The organism is Klebsiella sp. B345 (assembly GCF_051131735.1).
In the GTDB taxonomy this organism is placed as follows: domain Bacteria; phylum Pseudomonadota; class Gammaproteobacteria; order Enterobacterales; family Enterobacteriaceae; genus Klebsiella.
In genome coordinates this window covers 1332960-1356723 of sequence record NZ_CP180443.1, presented here as the reverse complement: position 1 = coordinate 1356723, position 23764 = coordinate 1332960, and the positions used below count along the sequence as shown (strand labels likewise).

Genomic DNA, 23764 nt, shown 5'->3' with positions numbered 1-23764 from the left:
CGTCATGCACTTGAGGTACAAAAAGGGTGAATTTATGGGGTACAGAACTCTTCCATACACGTTTCAGAGAAACGGTAACTACTACCTACAAATCCGGCTTTCCAATGGCAGGATGTATAAGAAATCCCTCCTCACTGACAGCTATCGTGAAGCATCTGCTTTGATGATTGGTGTTACTCCGCATATTCCTTTTGTTAAATCATTAGCTACGCCGCTCTCGATGTTCGATACCTTTATTTCAAATCTGATTGTGTCAGAACGTAGGGCTGTGAAAGTTTTGCAGCTACCACATCAGCCGATTAAGGAACCAACTGCTAACATTGATCCAAGAGCACCAGACGAACCGGAAAAGGTGTTAACCCTTTCTGATGCTTGGGCTATGTACAAAGACGAAAAAGGGCGTAACTGGACGAAATCGATCTCAAGGGCGAATGAGCGTTATATGGAAGTATTGCTAACTGTCTTGGGAGGGGAAACCGCTGTAACTGCGATCGCCAAGCAGGATATTAAGCAGGTGATGGAAGTGGTTGAAAATCTCCCAAAACGCGTTGTTCAACCTTATCGCTCAATGACTCTTCAGCAACTGATCGAATGCGATGAGGTTCCGCCAGATGAGCTGGTTGGTGTTGAGGCCATCCACAAACATCTCAAGCTCTATAAATCACTATTCAAAACTTTTCTCACTGAAGGCAAAGACGTGTTGCACAAGTCGCCAACTGATGGAGTAGTTGCAGCACCATCGAAAGCGAGATTTGGAGCATACAGCACAGCGGAGATGCAAAAGTTTGTAGGGTGGGCGCTTAAGCAGCCCGATAACTGGCAAAAATGGATCACTTTGTTGTTAGCTTATACCGGAGCCAGAAGAGGAGAGATCGCCAAACTGGAGAAGTCACAGATCAAATTCGACGAAGATAGCCAGCGCTACTATTTCCTGATTGCCGAAGGAGGACAGGGGAAAACTGAGAACGCCACAAGGCAAGTAGTCATCCACCCTAAGTTAATCGAATGGGGTTTCATGGAGTACGTTGATAGCCAATGGAAAGAACGCATATTCTCAGAAGTGGCAGGCACGAACATGACAAAGATCGGTAAAGTGTTTGCTGATCTGCGTGATCAGCTTGGTGTTCCGTATTTGGATGATTATGGACAGAGACGGTTACTGCATTCGATCCGCCACAGCGTCTGCTCATCAGCAATGGGTGGTTGGGTGACCAACATACTGCATCTACAACAAACTGTAGGGCATGAAAAGAGTGGCGGGATCACAAAACGTTACCTGCATACGTTCCCGCTTTCCTCAATTTCTTATGTGATTGATGGCATCAGTTGGGTGTAGTTTTCAAAGAAATTAAGCTGACCGAAAAGTCAGCTTTTTATCCTATTTGAAGTGCACGATACTTCGATCTGCTTGCGCAGAATCAAATGCCAAGAGCTGTCGACGCAGGCATCCTAGGGGTCATATGCATTCAGCTAAGTGATAGTCACCTCTGCGTTTATTCACTTAATTAATCAAGGAAACTTTGCTGGCTACCCCTGCGTTTCTGTGGAAAAATTGAACTTTGAACTTTCAAACAACAAAGGAATGCTTATGTCGGTTTTTCAGGACTGGCTGCTCAGGATAGCTGGTGACAATTACTTTCTCTATATCAAACGATTGTCTGCCAATGATACTGGTGCAACAGGTGGACATCAGGTAGGACTATATATTTCTTCCGACATCGCTGAAAAACTACTTCCGTCCATCAACAATACTCAAGAACTGAACCCGTCCGTTTTTTTAACTGCGCATGTTTCATCACATGATTATCCGGACAGCGAGGCTCGGGCTATCTATTACAATAATCGTTTTTTTGGTGGAACCCGGAATGAGAGAAGAATTACTCGCTGGGGAAGAGGAAGCCCACTCCAGGATCCTGAAAATACAGGAGCCCTTACGCTTTTGGCATTTAAGCAGGATGAGCAAGGCGGTGATAGCTCAGAGGTGAACATATGGGTCTGCGTCAATCCTGATGAAGAGAATATTATTGAGTCCGTTATAGGGGAAGTCATCCCTGGAACGCTTATGTTTGGGCCAACCGGTGAAATTCTGGGGGGATTGTCTCTACAACATGCCCCGGTGAATCATAAATACAATATTCCTGACGCTTGGAAGCAGCAGTTCCCATCAGGAAGTGAAATTATCCAGTATGCTGGCGGGCACTACGCCAAAAACTCCAATGACCCAGACGAACAGTTGATTGATCGACGCCGTATAGAGTACGACATTTTTCTGCTGGTAGAAGAGTTCCACGTACTGGACATCATTCGTAAGGGATTTGGCTCTGTCGATGAGTTTATTGCACTGGCCAATTCCGTCAGTAATCGCCGAAAATCAAGAGCTGGAAAGTCGCTTGAGCTACATCTTGAACATCTTTTCGTTGAGCATGGTTTACGACACTTCGCCACGCAGGCAGTAACTGAGGGCAATAAAAAACCTGACTTTCTGTTCCCATCTGCTGAGGCTTACCACAATATCGGATATCCCGAAGAAAATCTCCGTATGTTAGCCGTGAAGACAACATGCAAAGACCGTTGGCGTCAGATACTAAACGAGGCGGATAAAATCAAGCAGATACACCTTTTCACTCTACAGGAAGGGGTTTCTCAGGCTCAGCATAGTGAAATGCGGGATGCTGGGGTAAAGCTGGTTGTACCATCGTCACTACACAGAAAATATCCAGAAGCGGTGAGAGGGGAACTAATGACGTTGGGGGCTTTTATTGCTGAACTTACAGGGCTTTACGCAGAATTGCCATAAGAAGCTCCCGGCATGTGAAAGCCGGGAGTATCCCTTATACTTTATCAGTCTTCGCAGAAACAGCCTTGAGAATGTAAGGCTCCAGTAGTCTGGCTACTGCTTCAAAGACAGGGACCACAACGGAGTTACCGAACTGACGGTATGACTGAGTGTCAGAAACCGGAATCCGGAAAGGTTTGCCGTCTGGCGTTTCAAAGCCCATGAGGCGTGCGCACTCGCGGGGAGTCAGTCTACGTGGGCGGCGAGCTTGGTTTTCAGCGTTAGAAAAATCGACTTCACCTGCTGCCATATCCCAGCCACGGTCTATCAGAATCTCGGATCCGTCTTTATGATAACGGGCAGAAAGTGTGCGGGCCACGCTTTCTTTATCTTCAGGATTAACGAGACCAAAACCAAAACCGTTGCCCTTAGCTGCATGCTTTTTAGCATAGTTGTAAAGGTACTCCCAGAGTTTAGGCGTCAGGATATATTTGCTATCAACTACTGGTTCCAGTAGCTCACCAAATGCTGGACGTCGTTCGGGATAAAATCGACTTACGTCGCGGAGGGTAAAGCCATTGTGAATATTCAGATCGCGACGGAAGCCCACCAGAACGATACGTTCACGATGCTGAGGCAGAAAACGCTTTCCATCTATGATTTTAGGATCACTTTTCCCCATGTCATTTGCATCGGCAACTTCATAGCCCAACTCGTCAAGCGTTTCCATGATGACCTTAAAGGTTTTACCTTTGTCATGGCTTTTCAGGTTTTTGACGTTCTCAAGCACAAAAATGGCTGGTTTTTTTGCCCGGATAATACGCGCCACATCAAAGAAAAGTGTTCCTTGAGCCTCACACTCAAAACCATGTGCGCGACCCAGCGAATTTTTCTTACTCACTCCCGCAAGGCTGAAGGGCTGACAAGGGAAGCCAGCTAAAAGCACATCATGGTCTGGAACATGTTCGTTGATGTAGGCATAAGCATCTGTCTCTGATACCTCAGGCTTGTCACTAAGGGTGACTTCTCGGATGTCGAGATTAAATGTGTGCGCTTGCTCGTCATTAAACCAGTTAGCTTTATAGGTGCGTACAGCTTGTTTATTCCATTCGCTTGTAAAGACACACTGGCCCCCGATCGCTTCGAATCCCTTACGAATCCCTCCAATACCGGCAAACAGATCAACGAAACGAAATGCGTACTTTGGATGATTTGCTGGTGGTTCAGGAAGCATTTTTCGAAGAAGTGCCTCCTCAGCTGAGATCAGTGATCTTGGGGAGCATTTATCATTGATCCAACGGTTAAGCGTTTCCCGGCTCCAATCATTTTTACCAACTTTTCTTAAGAGCTCTGCCACAAACTTCTGGTCATAGATCTCCAGTACCTGCTCAATAAGTTTTCTATCATTTTCCTGTCGCTGCTTCTCTTCTACTTCAACTTTTTCAAGCAGATCCTGAGCCAGTAATTCAAATTCTGACATAACGCCTCCATAGGGTCTTATGAGTGACACTTTATCACTCATTTAACCCAGATGGAAATTTTATTACTGGTTATTTAACCAGTTGTTCATGTGTTTTCTGTCAATACTTGAGAGCAGTCTCCAATAATACTGCACGCAAAACTCAGAAAGCCTCTTCAGATCAGTACTTACGAACACTGATGTTAGTAAAGAGGTTTACCGCGCCAATGCTTAAAGAGTTATAGCTCTTAGTTTGTTGTTAAGGTGCCTGTTTACCGAGATAGAAATTCTTGAGTTACTAGCTACGGCGTTTCTTAAGTGCCTTAAAGTATGTATCTAGGTTAGCTACATCTTGTTCAACCTCATTGTAACGAGGGCAATCGACGGCTACCCCTGTTGCATTATCATGGCCATACATGAATGTGCTGCACTTAGACATTGCTGCACTGATGATATCATTGTCCTCAGAAGTGATGTCGTTCACGATTTCTTTAAGGCTCTGAGTCTTAACTCCTCGAGCGAAACGCTCTACCACCTTCCTTAGTAACCATTCTTCAACAAGACGCTCCCACGTCTCACGCATCAGGTTATAAGTATGTTTGACCTGAAACTCATATTTGAGATCACCAGATATCTCCATTTTTTTGAGATCCGGCAATGAGTTTTTCAGGAAACCAATTCTCGATTGCGTGTTTTTAGCATCCCAAGGGGGCTCTGGGAACGGGAATCCGGCAGTATCACCATACTTTGCAATAGAGATGAGATTAAGTTTTGACTTAGCCTCCTCACTGGCTTCTTCCAACATTTTCAGGAATGGCATGTCATGAGTAAACACAATGACCTGCCGAGTTAATGATTCCTCTACAATGCGATCTGCAAACTTACGGCGCCATTTATGGTCAAGTGAGTTGATAGGATCATCAAAAATAATCGCTGATTTCCTATCATCTACGGTTAGTTCTGCAAGGAAACTGGCCAGCGCAACACATTTTTGCTCACCTTCGCTAGCTACTTCCATGATGCCATTTGACTTACCTGTTAGGTGGAGCTTTAGCATTTGTTTTCCGCGTGAACCGCGAGTTTCAGTGCTAACATCTAGGTTTTGAAAGCCGAACTTTTTCAATTCGTTCCTGAATGCTTCTTGCAAATTGCCTATTGCACCACTCTTGGCTATTGTACTTGTTAACGCAGTAATTGATGTGGACTGGCAAGAGCTAGATAGGCTGCTGTAAAGGGCAAGCATTTTACGACGTTTTATTTCAGAAATAATATTCTGTTTTGCTGACGTAAATAGTCTTTTATCCTCTAAGTCTTGAATTAGAAGTGTTAGATCCGCAATTTGTTTTACCAACCCTTCGTTAGTGGCTACTTCGGCCTCTTTTTTCTTCCAAGAAGCAATTTGACCACTTATCCAACTAACTGCATTAAATTCAAGACTGATCGGGGTAAAGTCTGGCTCAGCTTTTAATAAGTTCCCCTGTAAGATTTTAAGGTTTGAGTTTAGGTCAGTAATCCTATTCGCATACTCTGGATTATGTTCCCTGATTAAATCTAAGGCATATTCATATAGCGTTAGATCAAACCTTAGTAACTTAAGGTTACTAATAGCCAGATCGAAAATTCCCTTCGCTTTATTAGCTTCAATCTGAGTTTGGTTTTGAAGATAGTCATTAAACGATTTTAGTTTTTGAGCTGCTTCACCTGAAATTGATTGAAGACAGGTAGGACATGGATCACCTTCAGTTGGTGGAAAAGCTAAGTCAGCATTATGAGTCTGGATAAAGGACTTAACGTGATTCCACATTGTTATCCATTCTGGTGAGCAAATGCCCAAAAGTTTATGCCCATCTAATGCTTGAGTTCGAGCAAGCTCTGCCGCAGCTTGTTTAGTCTTGTAATCGTCAAAAGCGTTCTTAATTGCATTGACTCTTTCTTGCTCAAGATTGGCCTTGAGCTTGGTCAGGTGGTCTAGTAGTGGTTGTAAACCTTTGCAACGGTCACTGTAGGATTTGCGGATTTGCTCAGGAGTACTGGTTTTGAGTTTGGCAAGCTCCGTATGATGAACCGAAATAGAGCCTTCTTGTTCCTTGTTGATACACAGTGCATCAACATCTTCAACTTTAGTTTTGTCCGAAAGCGTTGAGATAAAAGTAAAAACTCTACCACCTAGCCTAAACGTCGGTAAGGCGTTGCTCGTAGTAAATGGTGTCTTCTCTTTGTCAGTACTGATTCGCACAAATTCACAAGCAGACATTAACTGTGATAATAGTTTCATGCCTGCTGGTTTATATTCAATAGTGTCTTCATCAGAGATGTAGTGAGTCGCAGAGGTATTATCAAAAATGCGGATAGATTTTAAATCCTCTTGGGCTACGGCTGATAATCTCCATGCAACATCATGTTGCTCCTGACCAATAGTGATAGCGATATCTGCGGCTGGTTCGCCCTTTCCTTCTTGGAAAATGTTGGGTAGGATTTTGGGCGTATTTCCGCGAGTAAGGCACGCGTTTTTAAGGATTTTTGCGTAACTTGACTTACCAGAGCCATTGTCGCCATAAACCGCTGTCAGCCCGTCGGTAGCGAATTCGAGCAATGCGTCGGATACGAGAGCCGAGACATTATTCACTTTGCTAATGCTTTTTAGGTTTACCGCATTTTGCTCTTCCCCAAAACCAATAAGGTTTAAAGGTGCAATACAGCCTGCATAAGATGCGGACATAGCTTCGAGGCCATGCTCAATCTTGGCTACCGTAAAAAGAAGTTCGAAGTCGTCTCTTTCTAGTTTTCCTTTCTCTGCTGCTAATCTTATGGCATGGCGCCACCAAAGATTTCTTTTTAACTTGTTAGCCCAGCTAACCACGCTTTCAGTCGACATTTAACCCGTTCTCCATTTACTGATGAATAGCATTATCAGTAGGGGCATTGATTAGGTACTTATTATCAATGTTGTTTGCAAAGTTAGTATGCCTGCTTTTGTACTTAGTTGCCTGGTATGTAGCTTGGGGGTGCTTCAGATTGTGTTAGAGATCAACATATTTCGTGGAGCGACTGGAGAAGGGGTTAAGCATTTGATTTTGGCGTACCCCATTTTTTGTTGGCAAGCATCCCAAATATCAGTGGACTGGATCAGATGGTTTTTAGTCTATAGAAAGTTGCTTTGCTGATCGCTAACTTATCTTGCACTGCTGCTGGAGAGTAACCCTGAGTCAGCAACTCTTGCACCTGCTCAACTGTCACTTTGATTGGCCTGCCGCAATGTTTTCCTTCAGACTGAGCACGTTTGATACCTGCTGTTCTGCGTTCTGCGATCAGATCTTTTTCCAGGCTGGCAAGTCCTGCCATCATAGTGAGCATCGCTTTACCAACTGGTGTTGACAGGTCGAACCCTTCACGCAAGCTGACAACTTTCACGCCTTTCGTCTGCAACTTTTCCACGGTGGAAAGAACATCAATTGTGTTACGCCCCAGGCGGTCTATAGCAATCACGATCAGCGTATCGCCTTCCCGTACATAACTGAGTAGTTCACCAAACCCTGGACGCTCTCCTGCCTTGATTGCACCACTCACTGCTTCATCACTAAACCAGCGAGTAACGCTATAACCAGCATCGGTTATCTGCTTCTTCTGGTTTTCAACGTTTTGGTCGCTGGTGGAAACTCGCACATATCCGATCACAGTTGTCACGATGTTCTCTAAGTCTCAAAAGGTAGTATCAAAATAATAGCTGTCCCAAAATTAAAGATCAACCTTTTGAGACAAGGCGAAGCCGCATTCTGTCATTGCGTCGGTGTGGTCTTATAAGGAGATGGTTATGAGACTGGATAATCGAGATTTAAGATTCTGATTTAGAAGGGGGCTTCTTGTGGAGGGCGTAAAATTTAAATGGGCCGTTGGCCCGTGAAGTCGTTGAGGTTAGATGGTCGCATCTAAAATAAAGGGAGTAGGGCGTGATTGCTCACGCCTTCGTTTACATCTCAGAACACAGGCTCAGCGTGTAAAGTGCCGTTTGACCATCGTTGTTAGTTGGGCGCATAACGAAAACAGGTTCACCACCATTGTCGATGTAAGTGACAGCTATTCCACCATCTGGGGTGGCGTACATCTTCGCAATACTTTTCTCTCCAATGAAACCCAGCCGCCAGGTTTTACCACCCATGCTCACCTTCATGCTTTTGTCCCGCACATCGAGGCGAGTTTCGACAGAAGATTTTTGGCTACCAGAATCGATCTGCCCTTCCTGAATGGCCTTACAGGTGAATGTGGTTGCACTTGAGGCGAAGGGGAGGACGAGCAGCGCCGCGAGAATCAATTTTTTCATGGTCTTCCTTTTGGATACGAGTTAAGAGTTCGTCGGGAGCATTATAAAATCATTAATTGATAAAAACGATCAATTTCGATTGTATCGATCGATAAAATTGATCGACATTGAAACTATAAATCCTATGCTCAGTCGTTATGGGTGAGGTGTTTTATAAGAAAAATCAACGGGATGATGTTATGAGAAGAGCAATGATGGTGATGTATGGGCTACTGTTTTCGCAGTTGGTAGCAGCAGGACAGATCACAATGATCGATCCCCAGCAGGATACTACGGAGAATGGCAAGACGCTTTGCACCTACGAGAACAGCCAGTATGTTTTTACCTACGTCACTAAAGGGCAGTGCCCGTATGCAAAGACTTTCGACACTCAGGATTCAGAGTAGAGGCTGCAAAAAATAGGAAGTGTTGTTTAAATTCATGAAAAGACAGGTGTGCTTAGCACAAGCCTCCAACGGATCGATTGTTAATTCTGCTGATAACTGCACGGCGCAAGGCTTTATGCAAGGTTATCGATAGTTTCAATTGTTACTATCTTGGTAGGTTTGGTAACTTTACTCCTTATCAACTGTGCTTCTTTATAAGCCAATTACCGCCGGGTTAGATGTCAGTTTAATGGGAATAATCTCAAGGTTATTGCATGGATGATTTGGAGTGAGCAGGGCGACGATCTAACGTTGGGTGAAGGTCTGATCGGTAATCGACGCGAAGCGCCGGAACCATACTGTTATGCGCTGGCCTCGGTGCCAGGCTCACGCCGCGCATGAAAGATAGGCATTACAGGAGAGAGAATTTTTGACAAGTTGCCTTCATCAAAGGTGCTTCTCCTGTACAGATGCTTGTTATGCTCGCTTCGCTCCCAAACACAAACCCATTAAACCCAACTAACTTAAGGTTAGTTAATTGGTTGTCTCTCTTGGGCTACTACCGCCCAAACTTTGCTTAATGCCATCCAGCGACTACGCCGCCATTAACAACACTCCACAATGATCCAATGGCATTCCTGCTTAATGTCATCCACCGATCTGGATTAACCACCAACCAAACAACCACCCTAAATCCTTTAGGCTGTCTGTTTATCTGGTGCAAGGTAGCTATGACATTACCATTACGTGCAACCATCCCGACCCAATCATCACTGATTGACTCGTGTTGATGCACTTCAGTGCAGAGAGAGAATCTCTCTATTATTATAGCGGATTTGGTATATGTTTGAATTTAAAGGGAAAAACAGGGTGAAAATCGCCATTTTTTACTTTTTTTCTCAAGAAATGGCGAGATGGTGTTCATGAATGGCAGGTGGGCTGCTTCTTCTGGTGGCAATTCTTACCACATAATTACTTTGACATCAATCATCTGTTTCTGGTGCGAAAAAGCACTAATGGCAAAGCAAAAATGCAACGCATTGAAGTGATATAAAAATATTTCACAGAATCACCATTTGGGTATTGACAAACGTTAGTCTTTTCTGTTAAGATAGCATTAGGTAGGGAGAAAACTACCAACACTTTTCAGCCCTGGGCGGGGTAACTGCCTGGGGCTTTTTGCATCCAAAATTTGAAGGAGGCCATTATTGAAGTATTACAGCAGTGATCAGGTTTTTAATGACCTGGTAAGCGGCGAAGTAAAACGCCACGTTATTTACGCATCTATGCAAGCAGCAAAATCGAGAGGGTATGCAGGCCGAATGATAATGTTTCAATCTGCGATTATCCGTTATGACCAACACCGTAAGGAGAACACCAACTAAGGAGGTACATTGATTCAAGCATATGAAGACGGTTATTTTTTCAGAGATACCCCGCACCACGATCACAGCCCACTGTCAGATTTTTCCACGCCTACCCAAATACTCGTTTCTTTAGATAATGTTCTCTACGTTGTCATAGAGGAAGACGGTGAAATTATTAACTATGACTCTACAGAGTATTTGCTTGGTGGTGGCATTGTTCAGGATCTGCATTTGAGCTACTCGACAGCAGACACCGCCAAATCAAAACAGGCCCACCGTGAATACGCTAATAAGTTGGGCGACCTTCCAGGGAATGCAGCCTACAACGGGATAAGAGAGTTTGCAGACGTATTGAGCAAGCCGGATTTCACGAAAGTGTTTGCATTATGTCAGGAAGTTGACAGGCGAAATGTAGCGTTTATCAAACGTGCAAATTTATGCGCAATTCTCAACACCACGCCGGATCATCTCAATCGAGTTTTATCTGGTCTTGAGTGTAAGCACTATATCAAAGTAGATAAAGCCGAACATGAAAAAGGCGTGTTGAAAATTTGGGTTAACCCTTCTTTCATCTGGAAAGGTAATTTAGCCAATCGTTGGATCTCCGGACACATGCAAGGCTTTCCGATCTTGGAGCGTAAACGCCCCGTAAAACGTTCTGACGTGCTCGACACGCTCACGGCTGCTGCAATGGTTGCTTATGATACCTGGCACATTAAACACGGCTATAAGGCCAATCAGCCTCATTCTAATGAATGGTACGCAGAGATCACGCTGTACGACAAAGCCCACGGCGAAGGGGTGAGACTTGCAGCAGAAAATCAGGCATTGAGCAGGTTATTGAACCCGGCAACATCTGAGGGGGATTTTATGCTTGAGCTCTTCACTCCGGCGCAGTATCGAACACACTTGAACTCATTAGCAAGGCTATCAAGGAGATGAACATTTGGTAAAACTTGGCATTGACCGTATTCCAATTGATGACGTTGGAAGGGGGAAAGAAACGTTCTTGGCAGCACTTGAACATCCAGCGCAAGGGCTACTCAGACAAAGGCTGCGGAAGCAATGTCGGTGTCTCTGAGAACAGTTCGAAGCTATTGGAACCAAGAGGTTTGCGTATGATCACCGCACTTTATTGGTATCTCCTGTTCCTGTTTATCTGGGATGTAATCCGCACCTTTGAACGACGTAGAAAAACAGAACGCAAAACTGAATCTCGGAATCCATGAGGTCTTGGGTTATATCACAAAGGAGCTTAACGGCTCCTTTTTTCGTTTCTGTGGTGGGGTACAAACTGAGGTACAAGCTGGGGTACAGCGTGAAGAAGCGATAACCGGAAGGGCGGGCTTGCAAGAGCAAGCAACTTCCCCTAAGCTGGCAAAAAGTATAGAGATTCAATCTACATGACTCGGGGTGCCCCATCTCTGATGGGCTGAGAAATACCCGTACCACCTGATCTGGATAATGCCAGCGTAGGGAAGTCAGAGACCACAAGGTCGTTGCTTCTACGTCGCCTGGCTGGAGCACACGATGCAAACTGAGCCACTCAATCCCGCGCATATTGCGCACCTGCAACATCTGTTTCGCCGCCATTCTCCCCTTGTGCACTGCATGACCAACGATGTGGTACAGACCTTTACCGCCAACGTTCTGCTGGCGATCGGCGCCTCGCCGGCGATGGTTATTGACCCGCAAGAAGCGGCGCAGTTTGCTGCTATCGCCGATGGACTGCTGATTAACGTCGGCACCTTAACCGTTGACCGTGCGGAAGCCATGCGCGGTGCGGCGCTCAGTGCGCAAAATGCCGGTAAACCCTGGACGCTGGATCCGGTGGCGGTCGGGGCATTAACCCTGCGCAGCACCTTCTGCCATGAACTGCTGAGCCTGCAGCCGGCAGCCATTCGCGGCAACGCCTCGGAAATTATGGCGCTGGCCGGCATGAGCGCCGGCGGGCGCGGCGTGGACACCACCGATACCGCCGCCGCGGCGCTACCGGCCGCCCAGGCGCTGGCCCGACAGATCAATACCATTGTGGCGGTGACCGGCGAAGTGGATTACATCACCGACGGGCAGCGCACGCGCACGGTCAGCGGCGGCGATGTGCTGATGACCCGGGTTGTGGGCACCGGCTGTGCGCTCTCCGCTGTAGTGGTCGCCAGTACCGCCATGCCCGGCGACCGCCTTGAGAACGTTGCCGCCGCCTGCGGCCTGATGAAACAGGCCGGTGGCCTGGCGGCTCAAGGCAGAGGACCGGGCAGCTTTACCCCGGCATTCCTTGACGCACTATATGGGGAGTTACAGGGATGAAACGGATTAATGCACTGACCATCGCCGGTACCGATCCCAGCGGCGGCGCCGGGATCCAGGCCGATCTGAAAACGTTCTCTGCGCTGGGGGCCTATGGCTGCTCGGTGATCACCGCGCTGGTGGCGCAAAACACCCGCGGCGTGCAGTCGGTCTATCGTATCGAACCCGACTTTGTTGCCGCCCAGCTGGATTCCGTGTTCAGTGACGTGCGCATCGATACCACCAAAATTGGCATGCTGGCGGAAACGGACATCGTGGAGGCGGTGGCCGAGCGACTGGCCCGCTATCAGATCGACAACGTGGTGCTGGATACGGTGATGCTGGCGAAAAGCGGCGACCCGCTGCTCAGCGCCTCCGCGGTGGACACACTACGCAAGCGCCTGCTGCCGCGGGTGTCGCTGATTACCCCGAATCTGCCGGAAGCGGCGGCGCTGCTGGATGCCCCTCATGCGCGTAACGAGAAAGAGATGCTGGAACAGGGGAGGGCGCTGCTGGCGATGGGCTGCGGTGCTGTGCTGATGAAAGGCGGCCATCTCGATGACGCCGAAAGTCCGGACTGGCTGTTTACCCGCGACGGCGAACAACGCTTCACCGCACCGCGGGTACAGACCAAAAATACCCATGGGACCGGCTGTACGCTCTCAGCGGCGCTGGCCGCACTGCGCCCACGCTATGCCGACTGGGGGCAAACGGTGGCGGAAGCCAAAGGCTGGCTCTCTGCGGCGCTGGCGCAGGCCGATTCGCTGGAAGTGGGCCACGGCATCGGGCCGGTGCACCATTTCCACGCGTGGTGGTAAACAGGTAACGCTCTCTGCTGGCTGAGGGATGTCGAGAGCATTATCTGAGCCAGCGAGTCCCGATTCCAGCCGGTTAAAAGCGCTGAAAAATGCGATCCCGGCTGGAAAATATGCTAAGTCGGTACCAGGCTTAACCTGCCCAAATACTTGGGTCAGGAAAAGACATGCCGGCTGCGGCCGGCGCTAACGGGAGCATAGCTATGACTGATATTACGCAGTTGCTTGGCAAAGATGCCGACAGCCTTTTACAGCACCGTTGTATGACCATTCCAGCTGACCAGCTTTATCTTCCGGGGTCAGATTATGTCGACCGGGTGATGGTGGATAACAACCGTCCGCCGGCGGTGCTGCGTAATATGCAAACCCTCTACAATACCGGGCGCCTGGCAGGGACCGGATACCTCTCCATCCTACCGGTTGACCAGGGCGTGGAACACTCGGCAGGCGCCTCGTTTGCCGCCAACCCGCTCTACTTTGATCCGAAAAATATCGTCGAACTGGCTATTGAAGCCGGTTGCAACTGCGTGGCGTCCACCTATGGCGTTCTGGCCTCGGTATCACGCCGCTACGCGCACCGCATTCCCTTCCTGGTGAAGCTTAACCACAACGAAACCCTCAGCTACCCGAACACCTTTGACCAGACGCTGTACGCCAGCGTGGAGCAGGCCTTCAATATGGGTGCGGTGGCGGTTGGGGCGACGATCTATTTCGGTTCCGAGGAGTCGCGTCGCCAGATTGAAGAGATTTCTGCGGCCTTTGAACGCGCGCATGAGCTGGGCCTGGTGACCGTGCTGTGGGCTTATCTGCGTAACCCGGCGTTCAAAAAAGACGGCGTCGACTATCATGTGTCGGCCGATCTCACCGGCCAGGCGAACCATCTGGCGGCCACCATTGGCGCCGATATCGTGAAGCAGAAAATGGCGGAAAATAACGGCGGCTATAAAGCGGTTAACTTTGGCTATACCGACGATCGCGTGTACAGCAAACTGACCTCGGAAAACCCGATTGACCTGGTGCGCTATCAGCTGGCGAACTGCTATATGGGCCGTGCCGGGTTAATCAACTCCGGCGGTGCGGCGGGTGGCGAAACCGACCTGTCGGATGCCGTGCGTACCGCGGTCATCAACAAGCGTGCCGGCGGGATGGGGCTGATCCTCGGTCGTAAAGCGTTTAAAAAGTCGATGAGCGACGGCGTGAAGCTGATTAATGCGGTGCAGGATGTCTATCTGGACGGCAAAGTGACCATTGCCTGAGTACCGGCCCCTCTCAGCGAGAGGGGCCTCATTTTACCGACCTAGTGGCGAAGCAAGCGGGCAGCCTGCTGCAGCGCCAGATAGGCTTCATAACGGCGTTGATGCAGTGCCTGATACGACGTCGCACAACGGTAGGTTTTATCCACCCGGGTAAACTGCTTCATGGCCTCAGGCAGCGACGCCGACACCTGACCGGCGACGGCACCAAGAATGGCTGAGCCTAACAGCACCGGTTCGCTGCATGCGGTACTCACGATATTGATGCCGCAGGCGTCGGCCAGCAGCTGACGGACCAGCGGATGCTGCCCGGCACCACCGCTGATGATGATGTTTTCACTGTGAATGCCGCACGCCTGCTGGGCGTCAAGGATCTGCCGCAGCCCGTAGCCAATCCCGCATAACCCCGCAACATATAGCGCCAGCAGATTATCCAGATCCTGCTCCATGCCTAATCCCGCCACCACCGCTCTGGCCTCCGGGTCCGCCAGCGGCGCACGGTTACCGAGGAACTCCGGCACCACCAGCAGCCCGGCGGCGAGGTCGGCCGCCGCAGAGGCACAGGTCACCTGAGCCAGAACGCGATCGGCGAGATACACCGGCAGCGCAACCCCCGCCAGCTGAGCCAGTTCGCTGGCCTGCGCGGCGGCCGGGTGAAAACGCAGCAGCTGGTCGATCGCGGCACCTGCCGCACTCTGGCCACCTTCGCTCAACCACAAACCGGGCACCATCGCAGAATAATACGGCCCCCAGACGCCGGGAACGAATACGGCATTAGGGGTGCTGGCCATGGTGCAGGAAGAGGTGCCGAACACGTAGGCCATGTTGTTGACCGCGCCATCGAGCACCCCGACGGTGCCGATGCCGCCGGCGTGGGCGTCAATCATCCCAGCAGCCACCGGCGTACCGACCGGTAGCCCCATCTCCCGGGCGGCCTCCGCGCTCAGACCCTGGCCGCAGGGTGTGCCCGGATCGACAATACGTTGGCCAATACGCGCGAAATCGTCGTCCGCCAGATCGCCGAGGCCAATCTGGCGGAAGTAGTCGGCATCCCAGCGCTGTTCATGCGCCAGATAGGTCCATTTGCAGGTGACGGTACACATTGAACGGGCCAGGTCACCGGTGGCACGCCAGGTCAGGTAATCCGCAAGGTCGAAGAAGTGTTGCGCCTGCTGATAGGTCTGCGGACGGTTCTCCTTCAGCCACAGAATTTTCGGCGTTTCCATCTCCGGTGAGATAGTGCCGCCGACGTACTGCAGCACCGCATGTTTGGTGGCATTAATCTTCTCGGCCTGGGCGGTGGCGCGATGATCCATCCAGACGATGATATCACGCTGAGGATCGTCCCCAGGCCCGACCGCCAACGGCGCGCCATGTTCGCCGACCACCACCAACGAGCAGGTGGCGTCGAAACCAATCCCGGCGACGGACTCCGGGGCGACACCAGAGCGTGCCAGCGCGCTGTGAATGCAGCTGCAGACCGCCTGCCAGATTTCGCTGCTGGATTGTTCCACCATGTTACCCGCGCTGCGAAACAGGGTGATCCCCTGGGTCGCATGGGCGAGAAGGGTGCCATTAAGGTCAAAGATCCCGGCGCGCACGCTGGCAGAGCCGACATCGACGCCAATAATGGTGTGTTTATCGTCGTTCATAGAGCCATCCTTAAGCCTGGCGGGTTAATGTTCAGAGATCCACGCTGTTAGGCAGGATAACCAGATCGCGAACGGTGACGTTTTTCGAACGGGTCACCATAAACAGCACCGATTCGGCGACTTCGATGGGCTGCATCAGGCTGCCATTGGCCAGCGCCTCTTCCATTTTTTCTTTCGGCCAGTCATCGAGCAGGGCGGTGACCACCGGGCCTGGCAAGACGGCCCCAACCCGCACGCCATGCTGCGATACCTGGCGACGAGTGGTATGAACGAAGGCCTGCACGGCAAATTTTGAGGCAGTGTAAATCGGCTCCCAGATAACCGGCACCACCCCGGCGATAGAGCTGGTGAAGATAATATCGCCGGATTTCTGTGCGATCATATGCGGCAGCACGCTGCGCACGCAGCGGAAGGCGGCATTGGTATTGAGATGCAGGACGCGGTCCCAAACGTCAGGGTCGCCTTCCGCCACCGGCCCGCCGATATAGGCGCCGGCGTTGGCGTGGAAAATATCCAGCCCGCCGGCGAGATCCAGAATGCCGGCCAGCAGGTTGTCGACCTGCGCGCCCTGCATCAGATCAACCTGTAGTGCAAAGGCATTTTCGCCGAGTTCAGCCACAATCTTATTCAGCTTTTCGCCTTCGCGGTCGATCAGCACGACTTTGGCGCCCGCGGCGAGCAAGGTGGTGGCGCAGGCGAGACCGATGCCGGAAGCGGCGCCGGTGACCGCAGCGACTTTACCATTGAGAGAAGTATTCATAGAGGATACAGAGTGGTTCATTTTATAATCCTTCTTTGAGTCTGTTTAGGTCAATCTGTCGGGTCATCGCCAGGCGTGGGGCCAGCGTTGATATCGGGTATGAAATATTGTTAACGCAATGAATCTGAACGCTATTTATTGGTATATGCTGAAGTGTTAGCAATAAGTGACGCAATACGGTATGGAGTATAATGGTAGCTCAATCGATGAAGCCAATGTAGCGCCAGCTTCATCGATTGAGCAAGTGGGGAAATTAACAGCGAAATGAATTTGTGACGTAAGTTGGGAAAATGAAAAAAATCACTATCTACGATCTGGCGGAATTATCCGGCGTGTCGGCCAGCGCGGTGAGCGCGATCCTCAATGGCAACTGGAAAAAGCGCCGCATCAGCGCAAAGCTGGCGGAAAAGGTCACGCGGATCGCCCAGGAGCAGGGCTATGCGATAAACCGTCAGGCGAGCATGCTGCGTAGCAAAAAATCGAATGTGATTGGCATGATCGTTCCCAAATACGATAACCGTTACTTCGGCTCGGTGGTGGAAAGCTTCGAGGAGATGGCGCGTGAGCGCGGTCTGCTGCCGATTATCACCTGTACCCGCCGCCGTCCGGAGCTGGAAATTGAAGCGGTCAAAGCGATGCTCTCCTGGCAGGTTGACTGGGTGGTGGCGACCGGGGCGACCAATCCGGATACCATCACCGAACTGTGCCAGCAGGCGGGGGTTCCCACCGTCAATCTCGATCTGCCGGGCACGCTGGCCCCGTCGGTGATTTCCGATAACTATGCCGGGGCCAGGGCGCTGACGGATAAAATCCTCGATAACAGCCTGAGGCGTCACGGGACTCTGGCACCGCTGACTTTCGTCGGCGGGCGTAGCAGCGACCACAACACCCTTGAACGTCTGCGCGGTTTCCGCGATGCGCATCTGCTGCGAGGGCTTGAGGTGCCGGAAGAGAATGTGCTCGCACCCGGTTACTCGAAGGGTAAAGTGGAAGCCTGCATGCAGGCTCGCTTTGGCACCGGGGAGGCGCACCTGCAGGGCTTTTTCGTTAACTCGACGATTTCGCTCGAAGGGGTGGTCAGATGGCTGGCGCAGCGGGGGTTAACCGGTACCGAACAGCCGCCGATGGGCTGTTTTGACTGGGACCCGTTTGTCTTCCTGCTGGGCCACGATATCGATATGGTGCAGCAAAATGTCCAGGCGATGCTGGAGGCAGTGTTTAGCCTTATCGACGCCGACGACGCCAGCAAACGGCTGATTGAAATCCCGCCGTTGCTGATCGCCAGTCGCGAACATCTCTGAGCTCCTGTCAGCACGGCCACCGCTAGCGGGTCAGCAGCCAGCGTGCGGTGTGCTCGTCAGTGACCAGGCCGTTGATCCAGCCGCCTTTCAGCGCCGCCAGGATCGCCTGGCGTTTGTACTCGCCGCAGGCCACCGCGATGCGCGGGCACTGATTCTGGCGAATATCGTAGCTGGTGATCATCCGGTTGATATCGCTATCAACCACGCCGCCTTCGGCATCGATAAAGCGGCCAAGGATTTCGCCAATGCCCCCCTGTGCCGTTAGCTCGTCCAGCTGTGCCTGATTGATAAAACCGTCCTTAAAGATCGGACTGTTGGTGCCAAGCGGGCCGATCCCGACGAAAATCACGTCCGCCTGCTGCGCCACCCCTGAAACGTTGCGGAACAGACGGCTGGTGCACCACATCTCATGTTCATCCACCGTTTGGGCATAGCGCGGCGCGGGCCATTGGTAGTATTTAGCCTGAATTTTCCGCGCCAGCAGCAGGGGAACATCATCGTAGTAGTTACACTGCCCGTCGGCATCCATGGCGCTGATCAGCGCCACGCAACGGGTATTCAGGCTATCAAAGTCGATGCGCTGCATGGTTTTTTTCAGCGTCAGCCCGGAGCCGATACCAATAATTTTCGCTTTATCGTCCTGCAGATAGCGGGCCATCAGCTGATAGCAGCCGAAGGAGACGCTCTCCAGGGTGCTCTCTTCGCTCCAGGCGGGAACGATGTTGCAGGCGATCAGCTGATATTTTTCCTGTAGCAACTGCGCATAGTCGAGGCAGTTTGCCACCGGGTGGTGGAGGCCAATGGAGACGATCCCCTCTTCTTTGGCGGCGGCGATCATGCGCTGGACCACCGGCCTTGAGGTGCCAAGCTGGTTGGCTATCTCGCTTTGATTGAGTCCGGCAATATAGTACATCCATGCAGCACGGACCTTCTGATCCAGCCTGATGTCATCTTCTTTCCCCATGATCCCCTGCCTTAAGACTGTCCAGCCGGCGTGATTGCCCGTAATCCTGTATCACCGCATTTTCGCTGCGGTTTTATAAACAGGCAAGCTTTTGCTCTGAATTGGTCATTTGTAATTTTAATGGTCAATTGATCTTTTGTGATCTATCGCTCTTAATTGGGTCTAATGATCATCTACAGTGAGCCGCATACACTCAAGGAGATCAGCATATGAATCAGCAATACACGTGGCTTCACATTGGTCTGGGTTCTTTTCATCGTGCGCATCAGGCGTGGTATCTCCATCGTCTGATTGCCGGGGGCGATCGGCGCTGGCATATCGCGGCCGGGAATATTCGTTCGGATGCCGAGCAGGTGGTGCAGGCGCTGGCGGCGCAAAACGGGCGTTATGTGCTGGAAACCGTCAGCCCGGACGGGGAGCGCGAGTACGAAGAGATCACCTCGATTCAAAAACTGCTGCCGTGGCAGGCTGACCTGCAGCCGCTGATTGCCGAAGGGGCGCAGCCGCAGACCAAAGTGATCGCCTTCACCGTGACCGAAGGCGGGTACTACCTGAATACCAGCCATAAGCTGGAAACCAGCAACCCGGATCTCCAGTCCGACCTGCAGGGCGGCTGCGCCACCATTTACGGCACCATCGCGCGCATTCTGGAAAAACGAATGGCTGACAATGCCGGGCCGCTGACGCTGCTCAACTGCGATAACGTGCGCCACAACGGCGAACGTTTTCATGACGGGCTGGTGGAGTTCCTGCAGTTAACCGGCAAGCAGGCGCTGATTGCGTGGCTGGCGGAGAATGCGACCTGCCCGAACACGATGGTTGACCGCATCACGCCGCGCCCGGCAGCGGATCTACCGGCACGCATCAAAGCGCAAACGGGCATCGACGATCGTGCGCCGGTGATGGGCGAAACCTTTATTCAGTGGGTGGTTGAAGATAATTTCCGCGACGTGCGTCCGGACCTTGAAGCCGTCGGCGTGGAGATGGTCGCGTCGGTCATCCCTTACGAAGAGGCGAAAATCCGCATTCTGAACGCCTCGCACAGCTGCATCGCGTGGGCCGGGACCTTGATCGGCCAGCGCTATATCCATGAGAGCACCCTGACCGATTTTATCTACGCTATCGCCGACCGCTACGTCACCGAAGATGTGATCCCCTGCCTGGGTGATAACGGGATTGACCTGGCGACCTACCGCGATGTGGTGCTTAAACGCTTTACCAACCCGTACATCCAGGACACCAACCAACGGGTGGCGGCGGATGGCTTCTCGAAAATTCCGGCGATGATTGCCCCCACTTTGCAGGAGTGCTACCAGCGCGGCGCTCGCCCGGAGGCCACCGCCATGCTGCCGGCACTGTTCTTCGTCTTTATGGAGCAGTGGCACAAAGGCACTCTGCCTTACGAGTACCAGGACGGCATTCTTGACGACCAGGCGGTGCATGAGATGTTCGAATCCAGCGACCCCATCGCCTGCTACGCCAAAGACCGGGCACTGTTTGGCTCCCTGAGCGAGCGGGATGATTTCCTGACCCTGCTGCGCGAGAAAGTGGCGGCAGTCTATTCACTGATGCAATAGGAGCGCGCGATGTATTTAGGAATCGATCTTGGAACGTCGGAAGTCAAAGCGCTGGTCATTGATGAGAACAATGATGTCGTTGCCAGCCATAGCGCGCCGCTGAGCATTCAGCGGCCCCAACAGCATTGGTCAGAACAGGCGCCGCAGGCCTGGTGGGAGGCGACGGAATACCTGATAGCCACGCTGCGGGAAAAATGCGCCGGCCACTGGTCCGCGATTAAGGCCATCGGCCTCTCCGGGCAGATGCACGGGGCGGTGCTGCTGGATAGCCACGGGGAGGTGATCCGCCCGGCGATTTTGTGGAACGACACCCGCTGCGCGCAGGAGTGCCGCGAGCTTGAGGAGATGGCTCCCGAGCTGCATCAGGTGGCCGGGAACCTGGCGATGCCGGGGTTTACCGCACCGAAACTGCTGTGGGTACGTCGTCACGAGCCGGAAAACTTCCAGCGTACGGCCACGGTGATGCTGCCGAAAGACTATCTGCGCTACAAAATGAGCGGGAAAAAAATTTCTGATATGTCCGATGCCGCCGGGACGCTGTGGCTGGACGTAGCAAAACGCGACTGGTCCGATGCGCTGCTGGATAAGTGCGGTCTGTCGCGAAGCCATATGCCAGCGCTGGTCGAAGGCTGCGAGGTCTCCGCCACGCTCGACCCGCAGGTGGCGGTACGCTGGGGATTAAATGCCTCGGTGGTGGTGGCCGGCGGCGGTGGCGATAACGCGGTCAGCGCCATTGGCGTTGGTGCGGTTTCGCCGGGAGATGCGTTTATCTCGCTCGGCACCTCCGGGGTGCTGTTTGTGGTGACCGACGCCTACCGTCCAGCGCCTCAGTCGGCGGTGCACGCTTTCTGCCATGTGCTGCCCAACTTGTGGCACCAGATGAGCGTGATGCTCAGCGCCGCCAGCTGCCTGCAGTGGTTCTGCCGCTTAACCAGCACCACCGAAGTGGCGCTACTGGAAGAGATCACCCAGCTCAGCGAAGCGGAAAAGGCCAACGCGCCGCTGTTCCTGCCGTATCTCTCCGGAGAGCGCACGCCGCATAACGATCCCGACGCGCGCGGGATGTTTTGGGGCATGACGCATGCCAGCCTGCGCGCCCAGTTGGGCTACGCGGTGCTGGAAGGGGTCAGTTTCGGCATTAACGATGGCTTGCAGGTGCTGAAAGAGAGCGGCACGCAAATTACGCAGTGTTCGCTAGTGGGCGGCGGCGCCCGCAGTCCATTCTGGGCGCAACTGCTGGCCGATATCCTCAACATGCCGGTGGTTACCCACAAGGGCGGTGAAACCGGCGGCGCGCTGGGGGCGGCGAGGCTGGCCTGTCTGGCGGTGGGCAAACCGCTGGCCGAGGTGTGCGAAAAGCCAGAGGTCTACCAGACCTGGCGTGCCGCCCCCGAGCGTCATCGCGCGCTGATGCAGCGTTATGCACAGTTTACATCGTTGTATCTGAACGACCTGAATTATAGACATCATTGATTTTAATAATAAAAACCCTCCGGTGGTTTCACCGGAGTTGCTTCTCTGCACCCTAAAAACGAGGTCATTATGTCCGTGAATAACAACCAGTGGTTCGGTTTGCCGCTGAATCTGATATGGGGATACATCGCTATCGCCGTGTTCATGACCGGCGACGGGTTTGAACTGGCTTTCCTGTCACACTACATCAAGGAGCTGGGCTTTACGCCGGCGCAGGCCTCTTTTGCCTTTACGCTATATGGTCTTGCCGCTGCGTTATCGGCGTGGATCTCGGGTGTGGTCGCGGAAATTATCACGCCGCAAAAAACGATGCTGATTGGCTTCGTGTTGTGGTGCGTGTTCCATGTGCTGTTCCTGGTCTTCGGCCTCGGGCATGCCAACTATCCGCTGATCCTGTTGTTCTACGGCATTCGTGGCTTTGCCTATCCGCTGTTCCTCTACTCCTTTATCGTCGCCATCATCCATAACGTGAAGAGCGAAGGCGCCAGTTCGGCGTTGGGCTGGTTCTGGGCGGTCTATTCCATCGGGATTGGCGTATTTGGCAGCTATATTCCGAGCTTTACGATCCCGCATATTGGTGAACTGGGTACGTTATGGCTGGCGCTGGTGTTCTGCGTGACCGGCGGCATCGTTGCCCTGGTATCGCTGCGCCACATTGAGACGCCGCGGCATATGCAAAATCTCACCACCCGCGAGAAGTTTGCCGAGCTGGGCCGCGCGGCGACGCTGCTCTATACCAACCGCAATATTTTGCTCTCCAGCATGGTGCGGATTATCAACACCCTGTCGCTGTTCGGTTTTGCGGTGATTATGCCGCTGATGTTTGTTGATGAGCTGGGCTTTACCACTTCAGAATGGCTCCAGGTGTGGGCGGCGTTCTTCTTCACCACTATTTTCTCCAACGTGCTGTGGGGGATCCTCGGTGAAAAACTGGGCTGGATCCGGGTGGTGCGCTGGTTTGGCTGTATCGGGATGGCGTTGTCGAGCCTGGCGTTTTACTACATTCCGCAGCACTTCGGCCATAACTTTGCGATGGCGCTAATACCGGCGATTGCGCTAGGAATTTTTGTGGCGGCGTTTGTGCCGATGGCGGCGGTATTCCCGGCGCTGGAGCCGAAGCACAAAGGGGCGGCCATCTCGGTCTATAACCTGTCGGCGGGGCTGTCCAACTTCCTTGCACCGGCCATTGCGGTGGTGCTGCTGCCATACTTCAGCACTATCGGCGTGGTGGTGGCCTACACCGCACTGTACGTGCTGGCCTTTTTCCTCTGTGCGTTTATCCGCGTTGAGCAGCCGGGGTTTACCATGGCGCCGGACGCTGCCAGTAAGCGCGTTGAGTTTTCCTGATTGTGGTTACCGGGCTGATATGACGGTGATATCAGCCCGGTCAGAAGAGAG

General features: G+C 52.0%; 18 protein-coding genes and 1 riboswitch. Of the genes, 11 read left to right on the top strand and 7 right to left on the bottom strand.

Annotated features, from left to right (window positions below; genetic code table 11):
• Positions 1–34 precede the first annotated feature (34 nt).
• The gene (locus tag ACMYSO_RS06345) at positions 35–1336 is read left to right on the top strand and encodes a tyrosine-type recombinase/integrase (protein WP_434669818.1); all 1302 of its coding nucleotides are present in this window, start codon (positions 35–37) and stop codon (positions 1334–1336) included.
• A 252-nt stretch (positions 1337–1588) separates the two neighbouring features.
• Positions 1589–2797 (top strand): type II restriction endonuclease, encoded by a 1209-nt coding sequence (locus tag ACMYSO_RS06340; RefSeq protein ID WP_434670757.1) that lies wholly within the window; start codon positions 1589–1591, stop codon positions 2795–2797.
• Positions 2798–2831: 34 nt separating this feature from the next.
• Here the strand turns inward: ACMYSO_RS06340 and ACMYSO_RS06335 are convergent, their stop codons facing one another.
• The 4 genes from ACMYSO_RS06335 to ACMYSO_RS06320 all read right to left on the bottom strand — a co-directional run bounded on the left by ACMYSO_RS06335 (position 2832) and on the right by ACMYSO_RS06320 (position 8553).
• Entirely contained in the window at positions 2832–4256 is a 1425-nt protein-coding gene (locus ACMYSO_RS06335) for a DNA cytosine methyltransferase (protein ID WP_434669817.1), read from the bottom strand.
• A 277-nt stretch (positions 4257–4533) separates the two neighbouring features.
• Complete coding sequence (locus tag ACMYSO_RS06330) at positions 4534–7110, bottom strand: AAA family ATPase (protein ID WP_434669816.1); 2577 nt, start codon at positions 7108–7110, stop codon at positions 4534–4536.
• 251 nt (positions 7111–7361) lie between these two features.
• A complete protein-coding gene (locus tag ACMYSO_RS06325) occupies positions 7362–7919 on the bottom strand; it encodes a recombinase family protein (protein WP_434669815.1) in 558 nt (185 codons plus the stop codon).
• A gap of 283 nt (positions 7920–8202) precedes the next feature.
• Positions 8203–8553: a hypothetical protein gene (locus ACMYSO_RS06320; RefSeq protein WP_434669813.1), complete on the bottom strand. Its 351-nt coding sequence runs from the start codon at positions 8551–8553 to the stop codon at positions 8203–8205.
• Between the two features lie 179 nt (positions 8554–8732).
• Here ACMYSO_RS06320 and ACMYSO_RS06315 point away from each other — a divergent pair, with 179 nt between their 5' ends.
• The 5 genes from ACMYSO_RS06315 (at position 8733) to fbaB (ending at position 14642) form a co-directional block, all read left to right on the top strand.
• Positions 8733–8939 carry a hypothetical protein gene (locus ACMYSO_RS06315; RefSeq protein WP_434669812.1) on the top strand — a complete coding sequence of 69 codons (207 nt, stop codon included), beginning with the start codon at positions 8733–8735 and terminating at the stop codon, positions 8937–8939.
• A gap of 1373 nt (positions 8940–10312) precedes the next feature.
• The gene (locus tag ACMYSO_RS06310; RefSeq protein WP_434669811.1) at positions 10313–11227 is read left to right on the top strand and encodes a hypothetical protein; all 915 of its coding nucleotides are present in this window, start codon (positions 10313–10315) and stop codon (positions 11225–11227) included.
• A gap of 457 nt (positions 11228–11684) precedes the next feature.
• Positions 11685–11781, top strand: a riboswitch (TPP riboswitch).
• A gap of 34 nt (positions 11782–11815) precedes the next feature.
• Positions 11816–12592, top strand: a complete 777-nt coding sequence (gene thiM / locus ACMYSO_RS06305; protein ID WP_434669810.1) for a hydroxyethylthiazole kinase — start codon at positions 11816–11818, stop codon at positions 12590–12592.
• Positions 12589–13389, top strand: a complete 801-nt coding sequence (gene thiD, locus ACMYSO_RS06300; RefSeq protein WP_434583903.1) for a bifunctional hydroxymethylpyrimidine kinase/phosphomethylpyrimidine kinase — start codon at positions 12589–12591, stop codon at positions 13387–13389. Before thiM ends, thiD begins: the two co-directional genes overlap by 4 nt.
• A gap of 200 nt (positions 13390–13589) precedes the next feature.
• Complete coding sequence (fbaB, locus tag ACMYSO_RS06295; RefSeq protein ID WP_123755520.1) at positions 13590–14642, top strand: class I fructose-bisphosphate aldolase; 1053 nt, start codon at positions 13590–13592, stop codon at positions 14640–14642.
• 41 nt (positions 14643–14683) lie between these two features.
• Here the strand turns inward: fbaB and ACMYSO_RS06290 are convergent, their stop codons facing one another.
• Positions 14684–16291 (bottom strand): FGGY-family carbohydrate kinase, encoded by a 1608-nt coding sequence (locus ACMYSO_RS06290; protein WP_434669809.1) that lies wholly within the window; start codon positions 16289–16291, stop codon positions 14684–14686.
• A 31-nt stretch (positions 16292–16322) separates the two neighbouring features.
• Positions 16323–17072, bottom strand: a complete 750-nt coding sequence (locus ACMYSO_RS06285) for an SDR family oxidoreductase (protein ID WP_174507887.1) — start codon at positions 17070–17072, stop codon at positions 16323–16325.
• A 269-nt stretch (positions 17073–17341) separates the two neighbouring features.
• Between ACMYSO_RS06285 and ACMYSO_RS06280 the strand changes: the two genes are divergently transcribed.
• A complete protein-coding gene (locus ACMYSO_RS06280) occupies positions 17342–18352 on the top strand; it encodes a LacI family DNA-binding transcriptional regulator (RefSeq protein ID WP_434669807.1) in 1011 nt (336 codons plus the stop codon).
• A 22-nt stretch (positions 18353–18374) separates the two neighbouring features.
• Here ACMYSO_RS06280 and ACMYSO_RS06275 read toward each other — a convergent pair whose 3' ends face one another.
• Entirely contained in the window at positions 18375–19316 is a 942-nt protein-coding gene (locus tag ACMYSO_RS06275) for a sugar-binding transcriptional regulator (protein ID WP_434669806.1), read from the bottom strand.
• A gap of 209 nt (positions 19317–19525) precedes the next feature.
• Here ACMYSO_RS06275 and dalD point away from each other — a divergent pair, with 209 nt between their 5' ends.
• The 3 genes from dalD (at position 19526) to ACMYSO_RS06260 (ending at position 23713) form a co-directional block, all read left to right on the top strand.
• Positions 19526–20893 carry a D-arabinitol 4-dehydrogenase gene (dalD, locus tag ACMYSO_RS06270; RefSeq protein ID WP_434669805.1) on the top strand — a complete coding sequence of 456 codons (1368 nt, stop codon included), beginning with the start codon at positions 19526–19528 and terminating at the stop codon, positions 20891–20893.
• Positions 20894–20902: 9 nt separating this feature from the next.
• On the top strand, positions 20903–22366 hold the full coding sequence (gene xylB / locus ACMYSO_RS06265) for a xylulokinase (protein ID WP_434669803.1): 1464 nt from the start codon (positions 20903–20905) through the stop codon (positions 22364–22366).
• Between the two features lie 69 nt (positions 22367–22435).
• A complete protein-coding gene (locus tag ACMYSO_RS06260; protein WP_434583910.1) occupies positions 22436–23713 on the top strand; it encodes an RbtT/DalT/CsbX family MFS transporter in 1278 nt (425 codons plus the stop codon).
• The last annotated feature ends 51 nt before the right edge of the window (positions 23714–23764 follow it).